This is a genomic window from Deltaproteobacteria bacterium (genome assembly GCA_016874755.1).
GTDB lineage: Bacteria > Desulfobacterota > Binatia > UBA9968 > UBA9968 > DP-20.
In genome coordinates, this window is the sequence record VGTH01000029.1 from 11,940 (window position 1) to 30,763 (window position 18,824).

At 58.2% G+C, this 18,824-nt stretch carries 17 protein-coding genes; 5 read left to right on the forward strand and 12 right to left on the reverse strand.

Annotation, left to right across the window (positions count from 1 at the left end; translation table 11 throughout):
* The first annotated feature begins 80 nt into the window (after positions 1–80).
* The gene (locus tag FJ145_17245; GenBank protein MBM4263161.1) at positions 81–1,427 is read left to right on the forward strand and encodes a nicotinate phosphoribosyltransferase; all 1,347 of its coding nucleotides are present in this window, start codon (positions 81–83) and stop codon (positions 1,425–1,427) included.
* A 34-nt stretch (positions 1,428–1,461) separates the two neighbouring features.
* Here FJ145_17245 and FJ145_17250 read toward each other — a convergent pair whose 3' ends face one another.
* From FJ145_17250 to FJ145_17260, 3 genes are all read right to left on the reverse strand, one after another.
* Positions 1,462–2,454 (reverse strand): ketoacyl-ACP synthase III, encoded by a 993-nt coding sequence (locus tag FJ145_17250; protein MBM4263162.1) that lies wholly within the window; start codon positions 2,452–2,454, stop codon positions 1,462–1,464.
* A complete protein-coding gene (fabF, locus tag FJ145_17255) occupies positions 2,451–3,701 on the reverse strand; it encodes a beta-ketoacyl-ACP synthase II (protein MBM4263163.1) in 1,251 nt (416 codons plus the stop codon). The genes FJ145_17250 and fabF overlap by 4 nt, the downstream gene beginning before the upstream one ends.
* A 118-nt stretch (positions 3,702–3,819) precedes the next feature.
* Positions 3,820–4,848: a histone deacetylase gene (locus FJ145_17260; protein ID MBM4263164.1), complete on the reverse strand. Its 1,029-nt coding sequence runs from the start codon at positions 4,846–4,848 to the stop codon at positions 3,820–3,822.
* Positions 4,849–4,912: 64 nt separating this feature from the next.
* Here FJ145_17260 and tatA point away from each other — a divergent pair, with 64 nt between their 5' ends.
* Together tatA and tatC are read left to right on the forward strand one after the other, a co-directional pair.
* Positions 4,913–5,188 (forward strand): twin-arginine translocase TatA/TatE family subunit, encoded by a 276-nt coding sequence (tatA, locus tag FJ145_17265; protein ID MBM4263165.1) that lies wholly within the window; start codon positions 4,913–4,915, stop codon positions 5,186–5,188.
* A 2-nt stretch (positions 5,189–5,190) separates the two neighbouring features.
* Positions 5,191–5,982: a twin-arginine translocase subunit TatC gene (gene tatC / locus FJ145_17270; protein MBM4263166.1), complete on the forward strand. Its 792-nt coding sequence runs from the start codon at positions 5,191–5,193 to the stop codon at positions 5,980–5,982.
* Between the two features lie 56 nt (positions 5,983–6,038).
* Here tatC and FJ145_17275 read toward each other — a convergent pair whose 3' ends face one another.
* From FJ145_17275 to FJ145_17290, 4 genes are all read right to left on the reverse strand, one after another.
* Positions 6,039–6,590 (reverse strand): arginine decarboxylase, pyruvoyl-dependent, encoded by a 552-nt coding sequence (locus FJ145_17275; GenBank protein MBM4263167.1) that lies wholly within the window; start codon positions 6,588–6,590, stop codon positions 6,039–6,041.
* A gap of 103 nt (positions 6,591–6,693) precedes the next feature.
* On the reverse strand, positions 6,694–7,194 hold the full coding sequence (locus FJ145_17280; protein MBM4263168.1) for a biotin/lipoyl-binding protein: 501 nt from the start codon (positions 7,192–7,194) through the stop codon (positions 6,694–6,696).
* Between the two features lie 63 nt (positions 7,195–7,257).
* On the reverse strand, positions 7,258–8,787 hold the full coding sequence (accC, locus tag FJ145_17285; GenBank protein ID MBM4263169.1) for an acetyl-CoA carboxylase biotin carboxylase subunit: 1,530 nt from the start codon (positions 8,785–8,787) through the stop codon (positions 7,258–7,260).
* A gap of 108 nt (positions 8,788–8,895) precedes the next feature.
* The gene (locus FJ145_17290; GenBank protein ID MBM4263170.1) at positions 8,896–10,443 is read right to left on the reverse strand and encodes a methylmalonyl-CoA carboxyltransferase; all 1,548 of its coding nucleotides are present in this window, start codon (positions 10,441–10,443) and stop codon (positions 8,896–8,898) included.
* 187 nt (positions 10,444–10,630) lie between these two features.
* On the opposite strand from FJ145_17290, the gene FJ145_17295 reads away from it, so the two are divergent.
* Positions 10,631–11,824 carry an aminopeptidase P family protein gene (locus FJ145_17295; protein ID MBM4263171.1) on the forward strand — a complete coding sequence of 398 codons (1,194 nt, stop codon included), beginning with the start codon at positions 10,631–10,633 and terminating at the stop codon, positions 11,822–11,824.
* Between the two features lie 90 nt (positions 11,825–11,914).
* The gene (locus FJ145_17300; GenBank protein ID MBM4263172.1) at positions 11,915–12,619 is read left to right on the forward strand and encodes a hypothetical protein; all 705 of its coding nucleotides are present in this window, start codon (positions 11,915–11,917) and stop codon (positions 12,617–12,619) included.
* Between the two features lie 731 nt (positions 12,620–13,350).
* Here the strand turns inward: FJ145_17300 and FJ145_17305 are convergent.
* From FJ145_17305 to FJ145_17325, 5 genes are all read right to left on the reverse strand, one after another.
* Positions 13,351–14,121: a hypothetical protein gene (locus FJ145_17305; GenBank protein MBM4263173.1), complete on the reverse strand. Its 771-nt coding sequence runs from the start codon at positions 14,119–14,121 to the stop codon at positions 13,351–13,353.
* Between the two features lie 157 nt (positions 14,122–14,278).
* Complete coding sequence (locus tag FJ145_17310; GenBank protein ID MBM4263174.1) at positions 14,279–15,292, reverse strand: cupin domain-containing protein; 1,014 nt, start codon at positions 15,290–15,292, stop codon at positions 14,279–14,281.
* A gap of 116 nt (positions 15,293–15,408) precedes the next feature.
* Positions 15,409–16,812, reverse strand: a complete 1,404-nt coding sequence (gene pyk, locus FJ145_17315; protein MBM4263175.1) for a pyruvate kinase — start codon at positions 16,810–16,812, stop codon at positions 15,409–15,411.
* 133 nt (positions 16,813–16,945) lie between these two features.
* A complete protein-coding gene (locus FJ145_17320; protein MBM4263176.1) occupies positions 16,946–17,842 on the reverse strand; it encodes an ABC transporter permease in 897 nt (298 codons plus the stop codon).
* Complete coding sequence (locus FJ145_17325) at positions 17,811–18,812, reverse strand: ABC transporter permease (GenBank protein MBM4263177.1); 1,002 nt, start codon at positions 18,810–18,812, stop codon at positions 17,811–17,813. The genes FJ145_17320 and FJ145_17325 overlap by 32 nt, the downstream gene beginning before the upstream one ends.
* Positions 18,813–18,824: the final 12 nt, after the last annotated feature.

Consider the following 18,824-nt stretch of genomic DNA (forward strand, 5'->3'; position numbering starts at 1 on the left):
AGGCGCCCGGGGTGCGCCTTTACAGAGCTCGTATTGTCCTCTACAGTCCGCACAAAAGCCTCAGGAGCGGACTGCGCTTTATGGGTGAAAACCTTACCCTACTGACCGACCTTTATCAGCTCACCATGGCGCAGGCTTATTTTCAGAGCCGGCGCGCGGGCGCGGCGACGTTTAGTTTGTTTGTGCGCACCTATCCGCAAAACCGCAGCTATTTCGTCAGCGCTGGTTTGCAGGATGTTTTGACTTATCTTTCCGAGCTGCACTTCGATGACACCGACATCGACTACTTGCGATCCAAGCGGTTGTTCGCGGATGACTTCCTTGAGTTTCTTCAAACGGTGCGCTTCACCGGCGAAGTCTGGGCGATTCCCGAAGGGCGGCTTTTTTTTCGAGATGAGCCGGTGCTAGAAATCACCGCGCCGATCATCGAAGCGCAGCTGGTCGAAACTTTCATTATCAACCAGGTCCAGCTGCAATCGCTCATCGCTACCAAGGCGGCGCGTTGTGTTCATGCGGCGCAGGGCCGGAGCGTCGTCGATTTTTCGCTGCGCCGCACGCACGGTAGCGACGCCGGGTTAAAAGTCGCGCGCGCGAGCTATCTCGCCGGTTTCAACGGCACCAGTAATGTTCTCGCTGGCCAGCGCTACGACTTGCCGATCGTCGGCACCATGGCGCATTCGTTCATTTCCAGTCATGAGCAGGAGATCGACGCGTTTCGTAGCTATGTGAAAAGTTTTCCGCACAACTCGATTCTCTTGATCGACACTTACGATACCCTTGCTGGCGCCCGTAAAGCAGTCACCGTGGCAAAAGAAATGGCGGCCCGCGGCGAAAAACTATTAGGCGTGCGCATCGATAGCGGCGATTTACTGCCGCTGGCGCGCGAGGTGCGCGGTATTCTCGACGAAGCTGGTCTTATGGACGTGAAGATCACCGGCAGTGGCGGTCTAGACGAATACGATCTTAGCGATTTTTCCCGAGCCGGGGCCGCCTTCGATAGTTATGGCGTCGGCACCAAGATGGGTACGTCGGCGGATGCGCCCTGGTGCGATATGGCGTACAAGCTGGTCGAGTACGGGAATCGGAGCGTCGTGAAGATGAGTCCCGGCAAAAGATCTTGGCCTGGTAAGAAACAGGTTTTTCGTTGCTTGGATAAAGAAGGCAAACTTCTCGGCGACGTCATTGGCATGCGCGACGATGTCTTTGCCGATGCCGAGCCGTTGTTGAAGAACGTTATGGCACGGGGAGAAATCACGGCGCCATTGCCATCGCTCGGAGCCACCCGCGAGCTTTTTCTGCAAGAATTCGCCTGTCTGCCGCAGCCTATCAGAGCGATTCGTAAGCCGGAAACTTACCCGGTGGAGTTTTCCCCGCGGCTGCAGGCGCTGCGGGCGGAAGTTGAACGGGATGTATTGGGCAAGCGGTGAAACCGCTCAATCGGCTTGAACGGCTGGAACAGGCTCAGAATTTAACTACCGCCGCGCCCCAAGCAAAGCCGGCGCCGAAAGCGTTGAGCAAGACGATATCGCCGGGCTTGATGCGCCCCTGTTTGCGCGCTTCGTCGAGGGCGACGGGAATCGATGCTGCCGATGTGTTGCCGTATTTGTCCAAGTTAACCATGACCTTTTCCATGGGCACGCCCAGACGCTCGGCCAAAGCGACGATGATTCTGCGATTGGCTTGGTGGGGCACTACCAGCGCGACCTGATCAACTGTGACACCTGCTTCGTCGAGGGCTTGGCGGCTGATGTCCTCCATGGAGCGGACGGCTAGTTTGAAGACCTCTTTGCCGTTCATGGCGATGGTGTGCTCGTTTTTGCGCACGGTATGCTCGGTCGCGGGATTAAGCGATCCGCCTGCCCGCACATATAGAGTCTTGGCATAAGAGCCGTCGGTGCGCAGTTTGGTGCTAAGAATGCCTTTGCCATTTTCTTCCGCTCTCAGGACGACGGCACCGGCGGCGTCGCCGAAGAGGATGCAAGTGCCGCGGTCTTGCCAATTGAGCACACGACTGAGAGTGTCTGAGCCCACCACCAGGGCGGTGTTGACCTGGCCGGTTTGGATGTAGACATCGGCCACCGACAGGGCGTTGATGAAACCGGAGCAGGCCGCGCTGACGTCAAAAGAAAAAACCCCGCGCGCGCCGAGCTTGTCTTCAAGCAAGCATGCAGAGCTGGGAAATGGATAATCGGGCGACACCGTGCCCATGATGATGGCGTCGAGATCCTTGGCCTCCATGCCGGCATCGGCCAGCGCGCGCTCGGCGGCGCGCAGCGCCATGTCGGCATTGCCTTTGCCTTCTTCCAGGATACGCCGTTCTTTAATGCCGGTGCGAGTGGTGATCCATTCGTCGCTGGTCTCGACGATTTTTTCCAGATCATGATTGGTGACGATCTTGCTGGGAATCTCCGACCCGGTTCCCAGGATGACGCTCCGGCGCTTCACACCGCTCATTGCGCCCTCCGAAAGATCACACACGCGTTGGTGCCGCCGAAGCCGAAGGAATTGGAAAGCGCCACATCGATGGCCGCCTTGCGCGCCTGGTTCGGCACGTAGTCAAGGTCGCATTGGGGGTCGGGGTTTTCATAATTGATGGTCGGCGGAATCACGCCATGGTGCAGTGCCAGCACGGCATAAACTCCCTCCACCGCGCCGGCTGCACCGAGCAGGTGGCCGGTCATTGATTTCGTCGAGCTCACCGGGAGCTTTGCGGCCCCTTCGCCAAAGACCGTCTTGATCGCGGTGGTTTCGTTGGCGTCGTTGTATTCCGTCGATGTGCCGTGGGCATTGATATAGCTAACGTCGCTGGGCGCGATTTGCGCGTCCTTGAGCGCCAAGCGCATGCAGCGCGCTGCGCCTTCGCCCTCGGGCGCCGGTGCGGTCATGTGATGGGCGTCGCCGTTGGCGGCGTAGCCGATGATCTCTGCGTAAATCTTCGCGCCGCGGGCCAGCGCATGTTCGCGCTCTTCGAGAATCAAAATGCCGGAGCCCTCGCCGATGACAAACCCATCGCGCTCGGCGTCAAAAGGCCGACTCGCGCGCTCGGGCTCGTCGTTGCGCGTCGACAGCGCCTTCATCGCGGAAAAACCACCGACCCCTAACGGTGTGATCGCCGCCTCGGCGCCGCCGGTAATCACCGCATCTTGCACGCCGCGCCGGATCATGTGATAGGCCTCGCCGATGGCGTGGGTGCCGGACGCGCACGCTGAGGTCGGCGTGAAATTAACGCCCTTGGCGCCGTAGCGGATCGCCACATGGCCGGGCGCCAGGTTGGAAATTACTTTGGGAATAAAAAACGGCGAGATCTTGCGCGGGCCGCCCGCCATCAAGGCTTCCTTGGTGACTTCTAAAGTATCGAGCCCATTCATGCCGACGCCGATTATGACGCCAACGTTTTCGGCGTATTCCCCTTCGATTTTCAGGCCGCTGTCGTTCATGGCCTGGGCGGTGGCCCCGAGCGCATACTGGATGAAGAGATCCATTTTTTTGATCTCTTTGGGTTCGATGTAATCCTCCGCCTTGAAGTCCGGCACCTGGCCAGCGATCTTCGAAGCGAAGGCATCGGCGTTGAACCGGTCGATCTTGCGAATGCCGGAGCGGCCGGCCATGAGGGCTTGCCAGTTTTTTTCGACACCGGAGCCCAGGGGTGAAACTAGACCAAGGCCTGTAACCACAACTCTGCGTTGCTCAGTCGTGCTCATTCCGTAACCAGCTTGTAATGGATTTGCCCATGAAAATAGATCAGAGCTCCCCAAGGGTCAACAGCTTTGCGCGAAATTCCTCAAGTGTTTTGAGCGCTTGGAGTAGATCGAGAGGAACTTAAAGTAACCGATAGGGTTCATGGCGGAGGCGAATCGTACGGATCAACGGTTCTATATGGGGAGCCTGCGCCGGTGCGACCGCTTGCGTTGGCGGTTTTTGCATGGTGGTCAAAACCGCGCCGACCGAGTCGCGCAACGCCGCGAGATCGTAGCCGCCTTCCAGCAAAAAGGCGATGCGCGACTGCGCCGAGTCCTGCGCCAGTTGCAACAACAGCTGGGCCATGGCGCCAAAGCCTTGCTCGGTGACGCCCATGCCGCCCAATGGATCGCGTCGGTGCGGGTCGAAGCCGGCAGAAACCAAAATCCACTCGGGTTGAAACTGGTTGGCCTTGGGCACGATCAATTCTTGAAAGGCGCGCAAATACTCGGCGTCGCAGCAGCCGGCAGGCAGCGGAATGTTGAGTGTGTAGCCTTGGCCGGCAGCGGCACCGATTTCATGGATCGCGCCGCTGCCGGGATAATAGGGAAACTGATGGGTTGACACAAACAGCACGGCAGGGTCTTGGTAAAATGCCGCCTGGGTGCCGTTGCCGTGGTGCACGTCCCAGTCGACGATCAGCACGCGCCGCGCGCCGTGCACGCGTTTGAGATATTCCGCGCCAACGGCGATTGTGTTGAATAAGCAAAAGCCCATGGCGCGATCGTGCAAGGCATGATGACCCGGGGGCCGTACGAGGGCAAAACCGTTGTCGATCTCCTTGGCGGCGATGGCGTCGATCAGCCGCAGCAGCCCGCCGGTGGCGAGCAAAGCGACGCCGAAGGAGTCGCGACAGGTGACCGTGTCACCGTCGAGCGCGTATTGATTTTTCTGCGACGTGGCAGCGACGAGTTTCAAGTAATCGGCGCTGTGGCAAGCTTCGATCTCGCCGCGGGTGGCGGCGCGCGGCGGCATGAGCTGAAACTTCGCCGCATCGAGCTCGTGAGCCATGTCGAGTAAGACTTTGATTCTTTCCGGCCGCTCGGGATGGAACTCGCCCGGCTCGTGCTTCAAATATTCGTCATCAACCACGACGGCAGTCTGCGCCATGACTTCAAGCTAACACTGTTGCCGCGCAGTTGCCAAGCTCAGCAAAATCACTTAGCTTAACTGCATGTTTGGCATCGGCGGTCCCGAACTGTTGTTGATTCTGGCGGTGGCCCTGATCGTTCTCGGTCCAAAGAAGCTCCCGGAGTTGGCCAAAACGTTGGGTAAAGGTTTGGCCGAGTTTCGCCGCGCCACCGATGAGCTGAAAGACGAGTTCCGCAAAATCGAGAGCGAAGTCGAACCGCCTGCAGTGGTGGCCACTAAAGACGATCCGTTTCTCAACATGCCGCCGGAAACCGCCACACCGCCGCCAGCGCCGACGCCTGCCGCTGAGAAAAAGTGACCATGCCGTCGGCTGAAGGGGAGGGCCAGGGACATTCCCCGGGACATCCAGTGGATGTCCAGATGCCTTTTACTTCTCACCTGGGCGAGCTGCGCTCCCGTCTGGTCAAGTCCGTCATCGCCATTGCCATCGGTTTTGTCGGTTGTTTCTACGCCGTCGACGGTATTTTTACCGTCTTGGCAGCGCCGCTGCGGCGCCTGCAAATCCCCGGCCTGACTTTGATCGGTACCGCCGTAGCCGAAGCTTTCTTCACCAAAATGAAAGTGGCTTTTGTCGCGGCGATCGTGGTCGCGCTGCCGGTTCTACTTTGGCAAGGCTGGCAATTTGTCGCGCCGGGCCTCTATGAACACGAGAAACGCTACACGCGAGCTTTCGTCGCCTGCGGTTCGCTGTTTTTTCTTGCCGGCGCGGCGTTTTGTTATTTCGTCGTAATCGAGCAAGGTTTGGAATTCATGCTGCGGCACTATGAGAGGATTCAGGTGCAGCCGTTGATCCAGGTGGGCGACTATCTGACGCAGGCGGCGCGGTTGGTACTTGCCTTTGGCGCAATGTTTCAGCTGCCGGTGGCGGCTTTTTTTCTCGCCCGAGTTGGCGTGATCGATCACAGATTTTTGATCAAACACAGCCGCTACGCGGTGGTCGTTATCACCATTCTGGCGGCCATCCTGACGCCGCCCGATTTCATATCGATGATTTTCTTGATGGTGCCGCTGTTTGTGCTTTACGGGGTGAGTATCGGGGTGGCTTATCTGGCGCGCGCCAGAATGAACCGCCTTGAAAGAGAAGCCGAATGAAAAAAGGCCAACCGGTGGGTTGGCCTTTTTGGCAGACACAAGATAGACGAAAACGGCTAACTGTCGTCGTTGATAAACGCACAAGCGGCGAACACCGTGGTCCAAAGGCCGTCTTTGTTGCCGATGGCCGATTGGGTGATGTTCGATGTTCGGACGATCTTGCCGGACATCTTGAATAAATTTTCCCGTTCGTCCCACGCGGTGTCCGGATCGAACTCGATGCCCAACGTGGTCGCCAACATGCTCGCCGCCAGGTCTTCCGCGTACTCGCCGGCCTTCTCTTCAGTCTCGCCAAAGGAGTGGTGCTCGGATAAATAGCCGTGCTGTTCCTGATCCGCAGGGATCGCAACACCCACCGAAGCCGCCACCAGCCGGTTGGGCTCGTTGGTGCTTTCGCGATCATAGACGGAGAAGACAATCTCGCCGGGGCGCAAGAGTTTCGTGCCTTCTTCTTTGGAGATCCGTTTGCAGTAGGGCGGATAGATGCTCGAGACGAGCACCAGGTTGCAGTAAGCCAAACCCGCTTGGCGCAACGCCAACTCGAAGGACGCTAGCTTTTCTTTATGGACGCCCACACCTTTGGTGAAAAAACATTTCTTAGGAATCATGGTGCGCGTGCTATAACATGAAACGAAAAAACCTACAAGAATTCGGCCGGCTGACGAGGGAAAAGAAAAAATCCTAGTCTCACCGCGTTCCGAATTTCTTTCCTCATTCGACAATCACCAGCACCGCGCCGCCTTCCACCGTGTCGCCGGGCTTCACTTTGATTTCTTTGACTTCGCCGGCGATCGGGCTATGCACTTCGTTTTCCATCTTCATCGCCTCGACGATCACCAAGCCCTGACCTTTCTCCACAGCGTCGCCTTCGGCCACCAGCAGCGCAATGATTTTGCCCGGCATGGGCACGGAGACTTTTTGCCGACCCTGCAGGGCGGCGCCGCTTGCTTCGCCGACGCGCACGCGCCGCTCATCCAATAGGTTGATATGATAAACGCGCCCGTCCACTAGCACGCGGTACTCGTCTTCGCTGTTGTCGACCTCGATCTCGAAGGACCGATTGTCGACGATCAGCGAATAATTGGTGCGCCCGGTTTTTTTGCCATCGACTACGAATTCGTGGCCGTCGACGTTGACCCGGTAAACGGACTTGCCGCTTTCTTCGATTTCGACGGTGTAGGATTGTTCGCCCAACTTTGCGATGAAGGCCATAGCTATTCGCTCAGGGGTTCGGCTTCAAACTCTCGCCGTGGGTCCAAGCCGGATCGCTGCCGATCACGATCTTTTCCAGCCCCGGGCCGCGGTGCGCAACGCGCTCCGCTTGCCCTGCTCGCGCCACTTGGAGGGCTGGGCGGCGCGGTTGGCCAACAGCCCGATGGTGTTTTCTTGCTCGCGGTGCAAAGCGGCGATGGCCGCCGAAGCGAGCGCAATGTCTTTGTGCGGGAAGACCTCTTCTTTGTTCATGTTGCGGTATTCTTCGTCGATGAAACCGGTGCTGAAATCCCCCGACATGAAGCGTGGGTGGCGCAGGATCCATTGATGAAATGAAATGTTGGTTTTGATGCCGCGCACTTGATACTCGCGCAGGGCGCGGCGCATGCGTAAGATCGCTTCGATGCGATTTTCGCCCCAGGTGATCAATTTGGCGATCATCGGATCGTAGTAGATCGGCACCTCGGCGCCCTCATACACACCGCAATCATTGCGCAGGCCGAGGCCCTCGGGCAGACGCAATCCTTCGATCTTGCCGGGGCAGGGCATAAATTGATTCTCAGCGTCTTCGGCGTAGATGCGGCACTCGATGGCGTGACCGGTCTGCGTAATGTGCCGCTGGCGCCAGGGTAAGTAGCCGCCGGCGGCGATCTCGATCTGCGCCTTGACCAGATCGATGCCGACCACCCGTTCAGTGACGGCGTGCTCCACCTGCAGGCGCGTGTTCATTTCGAGGAAATAGAAATTTTGCTCTTGATCCAAAAGAAATTCCAGCGTGCCGGCGCCGACGTAGCCGACGGCGCGCGCCCCTTGGATGGCGATGCGGCCGATGCGCCGGCGCGTGCGGTCTTCCAGGCCCGGCGCCGGCGACTCTTCGATGACTTTTTGATGGCGCCGCTGGATCGAGCACTCACGATCGTATAGGTGAATCACCCGGCCATACTTGTCGGCGAGAATCTGAATTTCGACGTGGCGCGGCTTCTCGATAAACTTTTCGACATAAAGGCGTGGATCGCCGAACGACGAAGCTGCTTCGGAGCCCACCGCGCGATACGCTGACGAGACTTCCCGGCGTGCGCGCACCAACCGCAAACCCTTGCCGCCGCCGCCGGCCACGGCTTTCAACATGCAGGGGTAGCCGATCTTCTCCATCGTTTGCAGGACTTCTTCTTCGGTGCTGAGAATTCCTTCCGAGCCCGGCACCACCGGCACGCCGGCCGCTTTCATCACTTCGCGCGCTTTCACTTTGTCGCCCATCTGATCGATGACTTCCGGCGACGGGCCGATGAAGACGATGCCTTCGTCTTTGCAGCGCTGCGCGAACTTGGCGTTCTCCGCGAGAAAGCCGTAGCCCGGATGAACCGCTTCGGCGCCGCTCTTTTTGCAGACGTCAATGATTCGATCGATGACAAGATAGCTCTGCGCCGAGGGCGCGGGGCCGATTGGGTAGGCGTAGTCCGCGTATTTGACGTGGAGCGATTCGCGGTCGGCTTCGGAGTAAACCGCGACAGTCTCGATATCGAGCTCGCGGCAGGCGCGGGTGATGCGCACGGCGATTTCGCCGCGGTTGGCGATTAGTATTCGCTTGAACATTTTTGACGAAAAGCCGTATAGGCAACCGGCGTGAGGCAACAGGCAACAGTAAGAATCGGAGAGGATGTCTTCCGCCTGCTGCCTGTGGCCTGTTGCCTATGGCCTATTTTAGAGCGGAATATTCCCATGCTTCTTCGGCGGATTGTGGTCTTGCTTGTTTTTGAGCATCTCCAACGACCGGATCAACGTCGGGCGCGTATCCTCGGGATAAATAATCGCATCGATGTAGCCGGCTTCGGCGGCTTTGAACGGGTTGGCAAAAGTCTCGCGGTAGTTGGCGATCTGCTCTTCGCGCGCTTTGGCCGGGTCGCTGGCTTTTTGCAGAGCTTCACGGAAGACGATGTTGATGGCGCCCTCCGGACCCATGACGGCGATTTCGCCGGTGGGGTAGGCGAGATTGACGTCGCCGCGCAGGTGTTTGCTGGCCATGACAATGTAACCGCCGCCGTAGGCTTTGCGTGTGACGATGGTGATTTTCGGCACGGTCGCCTCGGCGTAGGCGTAGAGCAATTTCGCGCCGTGGCGAATAATGCCGTGATACTCTTGATCGGTGCCCGGCAGAAAACCCGGCACGTCGACGAATGTCACGATCGGAATATTGAAGCAGTCGCAGAAGCGAATGAAGCGCGCGGCTTTGACCGACGCGTTGATGTCGAGGCAGCCGGCCAATGCGTTGGGTTGATTGGCAACGATGCCGACCGGGCGGCCGCCCAGGCGCGCAAAGCCGACGAGAATATTGTGAGCGAACTCGCGCTGCACTTCGTAGAAGTAGCCTTCGTCGACCACGGCAGCGATTAATTCTTTCATGTCATAGGGGCGGTTCGGATTGTCCGGCACCAGATCGCGCAGCCGTTTGTCGCGCCGCAGCGGATCGTCGGGGGTCGAGCGAAACGGCGGGTCTTCCTGATTATTGCTGGGCAGAAAGCTCAGTAGCTCGCGCATCATGACCAAACAATCTTTTTCGGTATTGGCCGTGAAGTGGCAGACGCCGCTCTTGCTGCTATGGGCTTCGGCGCCGCCGAGGGCCTCTTTGGTGACATCTTCATGGGTGACGGTCTTGATGACGTCCGGCCCGGTGATGAACATATAGCTATTGGTCTTGGCCATGAAGATAAAATCGGTCACCGCCGGCGAATAGACCGCGCCACCGGCGCACGGGCCGAGGATTGCGGTCAGCTGCGGCACGACGCCCGAAGCCATCACGTTGCGCTGAAAGATTTCGCCGTAGCCGGCCAAGCTGTCGACCCCTTCTTGAATGCGCGCGCCGCCGGAGTCGTTGATGCCGATGATCGGCGCGCCGTTCTTCATTGCCAAATCCATGACTTTGCAGATCTTGTCGGCGACCACTTTGCTCAAGCTGCCGCCGAAAACCGTGAAGTCTTGGGAGTAGACGTAAACCAGCCGGCCGTCGATGGCGCCGTAGCCGGTGACCACTGCGTCGCCGAGAAATTTTTGTTTGTCGAGGCCAAAATCGGTGCAGTCGTGGGTGCGCAGCTTGTCCATTTCAACGAAGCTGCCGCTGTCGAGGAGAATATCGAGGCGCTCGCGCGCCAACAGTTTGCCTTGTTCGTGCTGGCGTTTGGCGCGCTCCGAGCCGCCGCCCGCTTCGGCGCGCTGATTCAAGTCGCGCAACTTGTCGACGTTATCGATGGCCATCGAGAAAAACTTTCCTTGGATGAAGAATTGAACCCTCACCCGCCCGGCGAGTGCCGCGATCATAACAGACACGGTCCATGAGTCAAACGAATTTGGCCTCGACAGCGGGCAAGAATACCTTGAAGTTGTGCGGGGGAATTGTTAGCCTTCTTAAACAATACTTTAGTAAGTGTTAAGCCGCACAAAAATGTTCGATGTAAAAAATCGCCAACGCAAATCCGTCGCGGAAGTGGCACCAGAAGACTCCCACAAATTGAAAAGTGACGAAGCGCTCTTGCTGGTTTCGGCGAGCGAGGGCGATTCGAACATGCTGTATGCGGTGGGTTTTTTCGTGCCCGACCCGTTTATCTTCTTTGCGCACAAAGAGACGAGCTTTGTCGTCATGAGCGATTTGGAGATCGATCGCGCCAAGAAGCAGTCGCGCGCCGATAAAGTGCTGTCGCTGTCGGCGTATCAGAAAAAGCTTCGCAAGGCCGGCAAAGTGCCGGCGATGATCGATATTCTCGATTTGATCTTTCGCGAGCGGGGCATTCGCAAGTTGATCGTGCCGGCAAATTTTCCCGCGCTTTTGAGCGATCAGCTGCGCGCCAAAGGGTTTAGCGTGCAAATCCGCCGCGATCCGTTTTTTGCGGAGAGGGAAACTAAGAACAACATCGAAGTAAAACAAATCACCGAGTCGCTGCGCATCGCAGTACTCGGCCTCGAAGCGGGCATCCGGCTGCTCAAACGCACCCAGCCCAAGCGCGACGGCTACCTTTATGTCAACGGCACGCGCTTGACGTCGGAGATGCTCAAGACCGCCGTCAACACGACGATCATGGCGCAGGGCTGGCTGCCGAGCCACACGATTATCTCTTCCGGCAACCAGTGCGTCGATCCGCATCATGAAGGCACTGGGCCGATCAAGGCGAACACTTCGATCATCTTCGATATCTTTCCGCGCTCGCAGAAAAACGGCTACTTCGGCGACTTGAGCCGCACGGTGGTGCGCGGGCGGGCCTCGGAAACGTTGAAAGAAATGTATGCCACGGTGCAGGCTGGCCAGCAGATCGGCTTTGACTTGATCCGCGCCGGCATCAACGGCCGTGAAGTGCATCAAAAAATTCTCGACCTGTTCGCCGCGCGCGGCTTTAACACGGGCCGCATCGGCGGCCGCATGCAGGGATTTTTTCACGGCACCGGCCATGGCCTGGGCCTCGACATCCACGAAGCGCCGCGCATCGCACCGGTGGACGCAACGCTGAAGACCGGCCACGTCGTCACGGTGGAGCCGGGGCTCTATTACATAGGCCTGGGCGGCGTGCGCCTGGAAGACGTTGTCGTCGTCAAAGACAAAGGCAACCGCAACCTCACCGACTGCCCGCAGTTCTTGGAAGTATAGGTTTAGAGTTTCGGGTCTCGTGTTCCGAGTTTTTCGCCCGTTGTTAGCTTTGCTGTCCGCGGTACAGCCCCGTTCTTGGACCAATCGAACATGAGCGTTGATCGGAATCGGGTTGCGCAACTGGTAGAGTCTCTCAATTCTTCGGACAAACCCAAAATTCGCGCCGCCGTCGATGCGTTAACCCCTCTAGCCTTACAATCCGAAGCGCTACGATCTCAACTCGAGGGGTTACTGAACCAAGCCCAGTCTAACCGCTGGCCGATCGCCTACATTCTTGGTCAATTGCCCGAGCCGTCCGGTGCGGTGATTCGATCGCTACTCGCCGGGCTCGACCATCGTGAACCTGACATCCGCTGGGCGATCGCGCTGCTACTGAACCGCATTGCCAAGAGCCATGGCGAACTTGTGACTTGGTTCATGGACCTGCTCACCAGCGGGACGGTCAATCAAAAACGCATGGCGATTTATTGCTTGCGCGATTTGGAATTGGAGGACGCTGAGAGTCTGCTGGCCATGGTGCGAGCTGTGTGCGACGTCGACGCAACGGTGCGGGTGGCGGCTATTACAAGCTTAAAAAGACGCCGCGATGCCGGAGCCAGCGAACGCGATGATCTGCTACAAAGGTTTCTGCACGACGATGACTTGCGGGTGCGCAACGCTGCGGCGATTACCTTGGCCAACTTGGGCTCGCCTTCCGTTGAGTTGATGCAAGCGCTGCAGGCCGCGGCGGCGGGAGAAAATGCGCAATTAAAAAAATCCGCTGAAGTCGCGCTTGCGATTCTGTACAAACAGTAGCCAGTTGGGCGCAATTCATCGCGCCCTTACATCTTAACGATTGGCGGTTGTTTAAAATGATAGGGGCCGCCAAGCTTGCGCCGGGCGGCCCCGTAGGTGGACTGAGGGGAATTCCCAGGCTCTAGGCCCGAATTCCCTTCACAGAAATCCGCCTAGAGCCTAAGTCTCAGCCACCTCACAGTCAGTACATTTATCAATCATGTCTGGACCACCTCCTTTCCCTGTTCACCACGAAGTGTAAGGAAGCAGTCACGATCTGTCAACAAGAAAGTTGGGCTGGGCTCAGATTTGTCGGTCGGCCTAGCCCGGATTATTCATCGCTGCGGCGCGATCGAAGTGAAACTCTTCCGGAGCGAAGGCAACAGATATCCGCTTCGACGCCGCCTTGTAGGGGCGACCGGCGGTCGCCCTGCTCTGCGAATCGCAGTGGAAAGGTCGAAGAGATGCCCAGCATCGGCGAATTAAACCGAACGATTTGCGCTGATGCCTGCGCTCCTCCAGAGTTCCACTTCGATCGACACAGTGTCATCGGTTTTCCCGGTCGCATGAATAATTCGGGCTAGCGGGCTTTGTCGATCTCTTGCATTAGCGATGCGTCGACGAATTGGCTGGGGTTGGCGCCAATGCCTTCCTTGCCAAGGGTCTTCAGCAAGTGACGCACGCCTTCGAGGTCGACGTGAATTGATTTCTGGAGATGCTTTTGCCCGTAGACAAGTGCGGCGCATCGTTTCTTAGTGCAGCGGCGCCGCGCTTTCGCCCGAGTTGGCGGTCTGTTCGGCGCGCCGGCCTTGAACGACGTAGGTCATGTAGATGCAGTCGGCCATTACGCGGCGCATGTTGTTTTTCATGATCTGGGCGTTGATGCAGGCTTCCTGCAGCTCTTTGGTGTCGGCGTACTTTTTGAGAATCTCTTTTCGGATCACGCCATGCTCGACGTCGACGTCGGCGTGGAGCTTATAAAATGTCAGCGCGTCGTCTGCTACCCATTGGTAGTGTTTGCGAAAGATATCCAGATCGCGCGTCATTGCCTTGGCCGTGTCGTCGCCCTCGGAGACGGCGACGCCGAGCAGCCAAGAGGTTTTGAACGCGGCGTTGGCAAACGCGTCAACCGCGAACTTAACACCGTAGAGCGGCTCGGAGTGTTTCACGAAGTCGCGGTTCATGCCCATGCCGACGCAGACGTCGAGCCAATATTCCGGATGGGGCTTGCCGGATTTGCCGATCAAATCTTCGCCTTCTTCTTCGATGGCCTTGGGCAGCCACATGCGGCGCACGTCCACGTGCGGGCAGTTGTAGAGAATCGAGTACTCTTTCACCGGCACTTGCTTGGTGAAGTAGTAGCGTTCTTTGCCCCAGCCTTGCAGCTGTTCGCGCGTGCACTTGCCGTTGCGGAACAGTTCATCCCACGGGTGCTGCGGCGAGTTCTGGTGATCGAGGCGGTTGACTTCGAAGAACTTGTCGATGAATTCGTCGGCGCCGAGTTTGCGGTCCAGAGTGAACATAGAAATGACTCCTTCGGGTGGCAGAAAGCGGAACGGATTTACCACGGAGACACCAAGTCTGGGGCTCGTGTCTCGTGATCGTGGCTCGTGCTCGCCGGAAAATCCGAAACGAACACGAGCACGAGCGACGAGCCACGATAGTTCCTCGTGGTGAACGTCAATCTGCTTGTTCGCGATAGTGGCCGATGGCGTCCATCAACGGCCGGTCGTTCATGACAAAGAAGATCGCCGGATCTTTCGCGGTGTTCTCATGGCGGTGGCTCTGCCAGAGCGGCACGACGAAGGAGTCGCCTTGTTCCCATTCGAATTTCTGGTCGCCGACGTAGCTAACGCCGCTGCCGCGCCAGACATGATAGATGTCGGAGCTCGTGTGTTTGTGACTTTTAGTCTTTTCTCCCGGGCGCAGCATGTGGACCTGGCAGTCCATGGTTGGCAGCGTCGGCCCGCCAGTAGCAGGGTTGGCATAGTTGAGCACGATGCCATTGTACAGGTCGCCGGGCTGCTCGCCGACGGCGTGCAGAGCTTTTTCAGTGTCGGCCCATTTGTAGCAAAACGCCGGAGGCTGAACCGAGTTTTGTTTCATCCAGGCGGGGCGCAGCGCGCCGGTGGTGGCCAGGGTGTAGCCCTCCGGCCGTGTGACGGTTTGTTTCCTGCGCCCGTCGGGCTCGTGAAAATCGGTTTCGAGCAGACGAACCAGCGGCGCATCGAGACCATCGAGCCACATCATCGGCTCGACGCGGTTCTCGTGATCGTGCCAGGTCCAACTCGGCGTGGTGACGAAGTCGCCTTCGCCGATCTCGAACGCTTCGCCTTCGACGATCAGCCGAGTGCCGTGACCTTTTAAGATAAACCGAATGGCGCCGGCCATGTGGCGGTGCGACAGCGCGTCTTCGCCCGGCTTGAGTAGCTGAAGATTCAACACCAATGTGCGCGTCGTGCCGTTCTTGAGCGATGGATTCCACATTTGAATCACCCGGCGAAATGAGACATCCAAACCGACGACGTCGCCAGCTTTTTCCATGAGCGCGAACATGTCCTTGCCTTTCCAATGACAGGCGCCGAAAGAAGGCACCGGCTCGCGCTTGACGTCGCCCTGGACGTTTTGCCAGTAGCCTTTGAAACTTTTGCTTTCCAGTTCTTTCTCAAACGCTTGAAGTGCTTCGGATGCCATAGCTCATCTCCGCGGGTTAAGTGGCTCAATCTAGCTCGATTTAAGCGCAGCTTGCAAGGCGAGCGGCGCGAAGCGCGTACCGAAGGGATTGAACGGCTGGAACCAACTGGGTTTGGTTACTCGATGTTCTTAACCGTGATCATGTTGGTGCTGCCGGTGACGTGCAGCGGCAAACCGGCGGTGATGGCGACCAGGTCGCCGCGTTTGACCACACCGGATTCCACCGCTTTGCGCTGCAGCATGCGCACCATTTCGTCGGTGCTTTTGAAGCCGTTTACTTTGATGGGATGGGTGCCCCAGACCAGGCAGAGCATTTTGACTGTCTGCGGGTCGGGACTGACGGCGATGAGCGGTTGGGTTGGGCGATAGCGGGCGATCAAGCGCGCAGTGCTGCCAGAGGTCGTGGGAATCAGGAAAGCCTTTACGTGGAGATCGCGCGCCAGTGAGATCGCGCCTAGACTGATCGCCTCGGGAATCGTTTTCTCCAAACCTTCGAAGCGCCGGCGCGGCTCGAGAATCTTTTCGGTTTCCTCGGCGACCTGTGCCATGATGCGCACCGCATCGAGGGGATATTCGCCGGCCGCGGTTTCTTCCGAGAGCATCAAGGCGTCGGTGCCGTCGAGAATGGCGTTGGCGATGTCGGTGATCTCAGCGCGGGTCGGCCGCGGGTTCCACACCATCGAGCGCAGCATCTGAGTAGCGGTGATCACCGGTTTGCCGAGGTGATTGGCTTTGCGAATCATGTCCTTTTGCACGGTGGGGATGCGCTCCTGGGCGATCTCCAGGCCGAGATCGCCGCGCGCGACCATCAAGCCATCGACGGCGTCAAGAATAGCATCCAGATTATCCAGCGCTTCGTGCTTTTCGATCTTGGCGATGAGCGGCAGTTTGCCGCCGAGCTTTTTCATTTCCCGGCGCGCGTAGTGAATGTCTTCGGCGGTGCGCACAAAGGAGAGGCCGACAATATCCACGTTGTTCTCGATGCCGAAGGCGAGATGCTTCTTATCCTCCGCCGTCAGCGCGCGAATGTTGAGCGTGCTCTTGGGAAAGTGAATGCCCTTGTGCGAGCCGAGGATGCCGCCGACGATGATCTTGCACTTGACCTCTTGTCCGCTCACTTGCTCGGCCTCGAGCTCGATCTCGCCGTCGCCGAGCAAGATCGGGTCGCCTTTTTTCACCGCGTCGGTCAGGCCGGCAAAATTGACGGAGACAGCGAGCTCGGAGCCCAACACTTTGCGGCGCGTCAGCACGAAAGGTCGGCGGTTCTGTAGCCGCACGCGGTCGCCGGCGACAGAGCCAATGCGAATCTTTGGACCCGGCAGATCTTGGAGAATCGCAACCGGTTCGGCGAGCTTGCGTTCGAGTTGGCGAATTTTTCGGATGACGCGGCGGTGCGATGTGTAGTCGCCATGGCTGAAGTTCAGGCGGGCGACATTCATGCCGGAACGAATGAGCCCTTCGATCATTCTGTCCGATGAGGTCGCCGGCCCAATCGTGCAGACGATTTTGGTTTTGCGCATTTTGAGTAATGTACACGAGAGTGGGTGGGAATCAATGAAGTTTCGGGTTCCGTGTTACGAGTTTCGGGTTTGACGAACCCAAAAACGCGACCGAGCTCCGAATAACTCGAAACCCAAAACCCAAAACTCAAAACTAGATGCCGGACCCGGTCCGTTTCAGTCGCGGGTCGAGAATGTCGCGGAGCGCGTCGCCGAGCAGGTTGATGCCAAGCACTGTGACGAAGATGCACAGCCCGGGAAACAGCGGCAGCCACCAGGCGGTGCTGATATAAATGCGCGCGTCGGCCAGCATGGTGCCCCAGGTGGGAATGCTCGGCGGCACGCCGACGCCGAGGAAGCTCAAACTCGCTTCGGCGATTATGGACGAAGCCATGGCAAAGGTGCCGATCACCAAGGAGGTTTGTATCAAATTGGGAATAATGTGACGGACGATTATTTTGAGATTGCCCGAGCCGAGGGACTGCGCCGCGGTGACGAAGTCGCGCGCGCGCAAAGACAGCGTTTGCGCGCGCACGACGCGGCAATAGGGAATCCAGCGCTGGGCGATCAACGCAAGGATAAGATTGAATAGTCCCTGGCCGAGAAAGGCCATGATGGTGATGCCGAGCAAGAGCGGCGGAAAGGCCCAAACGACTTCGACCAATTTCTGAATCAGGAAGTCGACCTTGCCGCCGAAATAGCCGGAGATGGCGCCCAGGCTGATGCCGACGAAGCCCGAGATAAAAACCACAGCGAAGGCGACCAGCAGCGAAATCCGCGCGCCGTAAATGACGCGGCTCAAAATATCGCGTCCTAGATTGTCGGTGCCGAGCACGTGCTGCGCGCCCATGCCTTGGGGCGCGCGCATCATCGCTGTCAATTCCTGTTTGTTCGGGTCATGGGGCGCAATCAGCGGGCCGAAGACGCCAATGAAGATGAACGCCAGCACGATCAAGCCGCCGGTGAAGGCTTTGGCATTGAGCCGGGCGAAAAAGCGCGTCAGCAAGCCGGCTTTTTCTTCAGTAGCGGATTCGAGGGTCAATGACTGCATAGAGTGCGTCGATGATTAAGTTGATAGTGACAAACGCCATTGTATAGGTCATCACCAGACCGGTCACCAGTGGATAGTCGCGCGCGTTCAGCGCCGTGATCAACAAGCTGCCGCTGCCCGGCCAGGCGAACACGGTCTCGACAATGATTGAGCCGCTGAGCAGCGTGCCCAACTCCAGCCCGACCACGGTGACGACGGGGATCAAGGCGTTGCTCGTGACATGACGCCAGACGACTTTTTGTTCCTGCAGGCCCTTGGAACGAGCGGTGCGCACGTAGTCTTCGTTCATGACTTCCAAAATTGACGAGCGCGTCACGCGCATCAATATTCCCAACATATTTACGCCCAATGCTAATGCCGGCATGAAGATATGGGTCAGAGCGTCCCAGACCGCGCGCCAATTATTCTGCCGAATGCTGTCGAAAATGTAAAAACCGGTCTGGTCCGGCCCAGCGATGCCATAGGTGCTGCGGCCCGAGGTGGGCAAGATATTCAAGATGCCGGCGAGGAAAAGTATCAGCATGATCGCCAGCCAAAAGCTCGGCATGCTGATGCCGAATAGGCCGCAAGTGGTACCGAGATTGTCGATCCACGAATTCGGCCGAGAGCCCGCCCATACACCGAGCGGAATCGCCAGCAGCGTCGCGATTAGAATCGCGAAGCACGCGAGCTCGATGGTGGCCGGCAGGCGCGTTCTGATCACCGAGGTGACCGGCTCGGCATACTTGAACGATTTGCCAAAATCGCCGGTGGCCGCCGACTTCAAGAAGCGCCAGTATTGAACATAGATCGGCTGATCCAACCCCCAGCGCTCTTTGGCTTTGGCTACCTCCGCGGCATTAGTCTCTTCTCCGAGCAGCATCAAAGTCGGATCGCCCGGCGCGGCGTGGATCAGCAGGAACACCAGCAAGCTGATCAGCAGCAGCACGGGAATCGTGCCGGCGAGGCGGCGGGAGAGATAAGTGACCATAGGAGTCGCTTC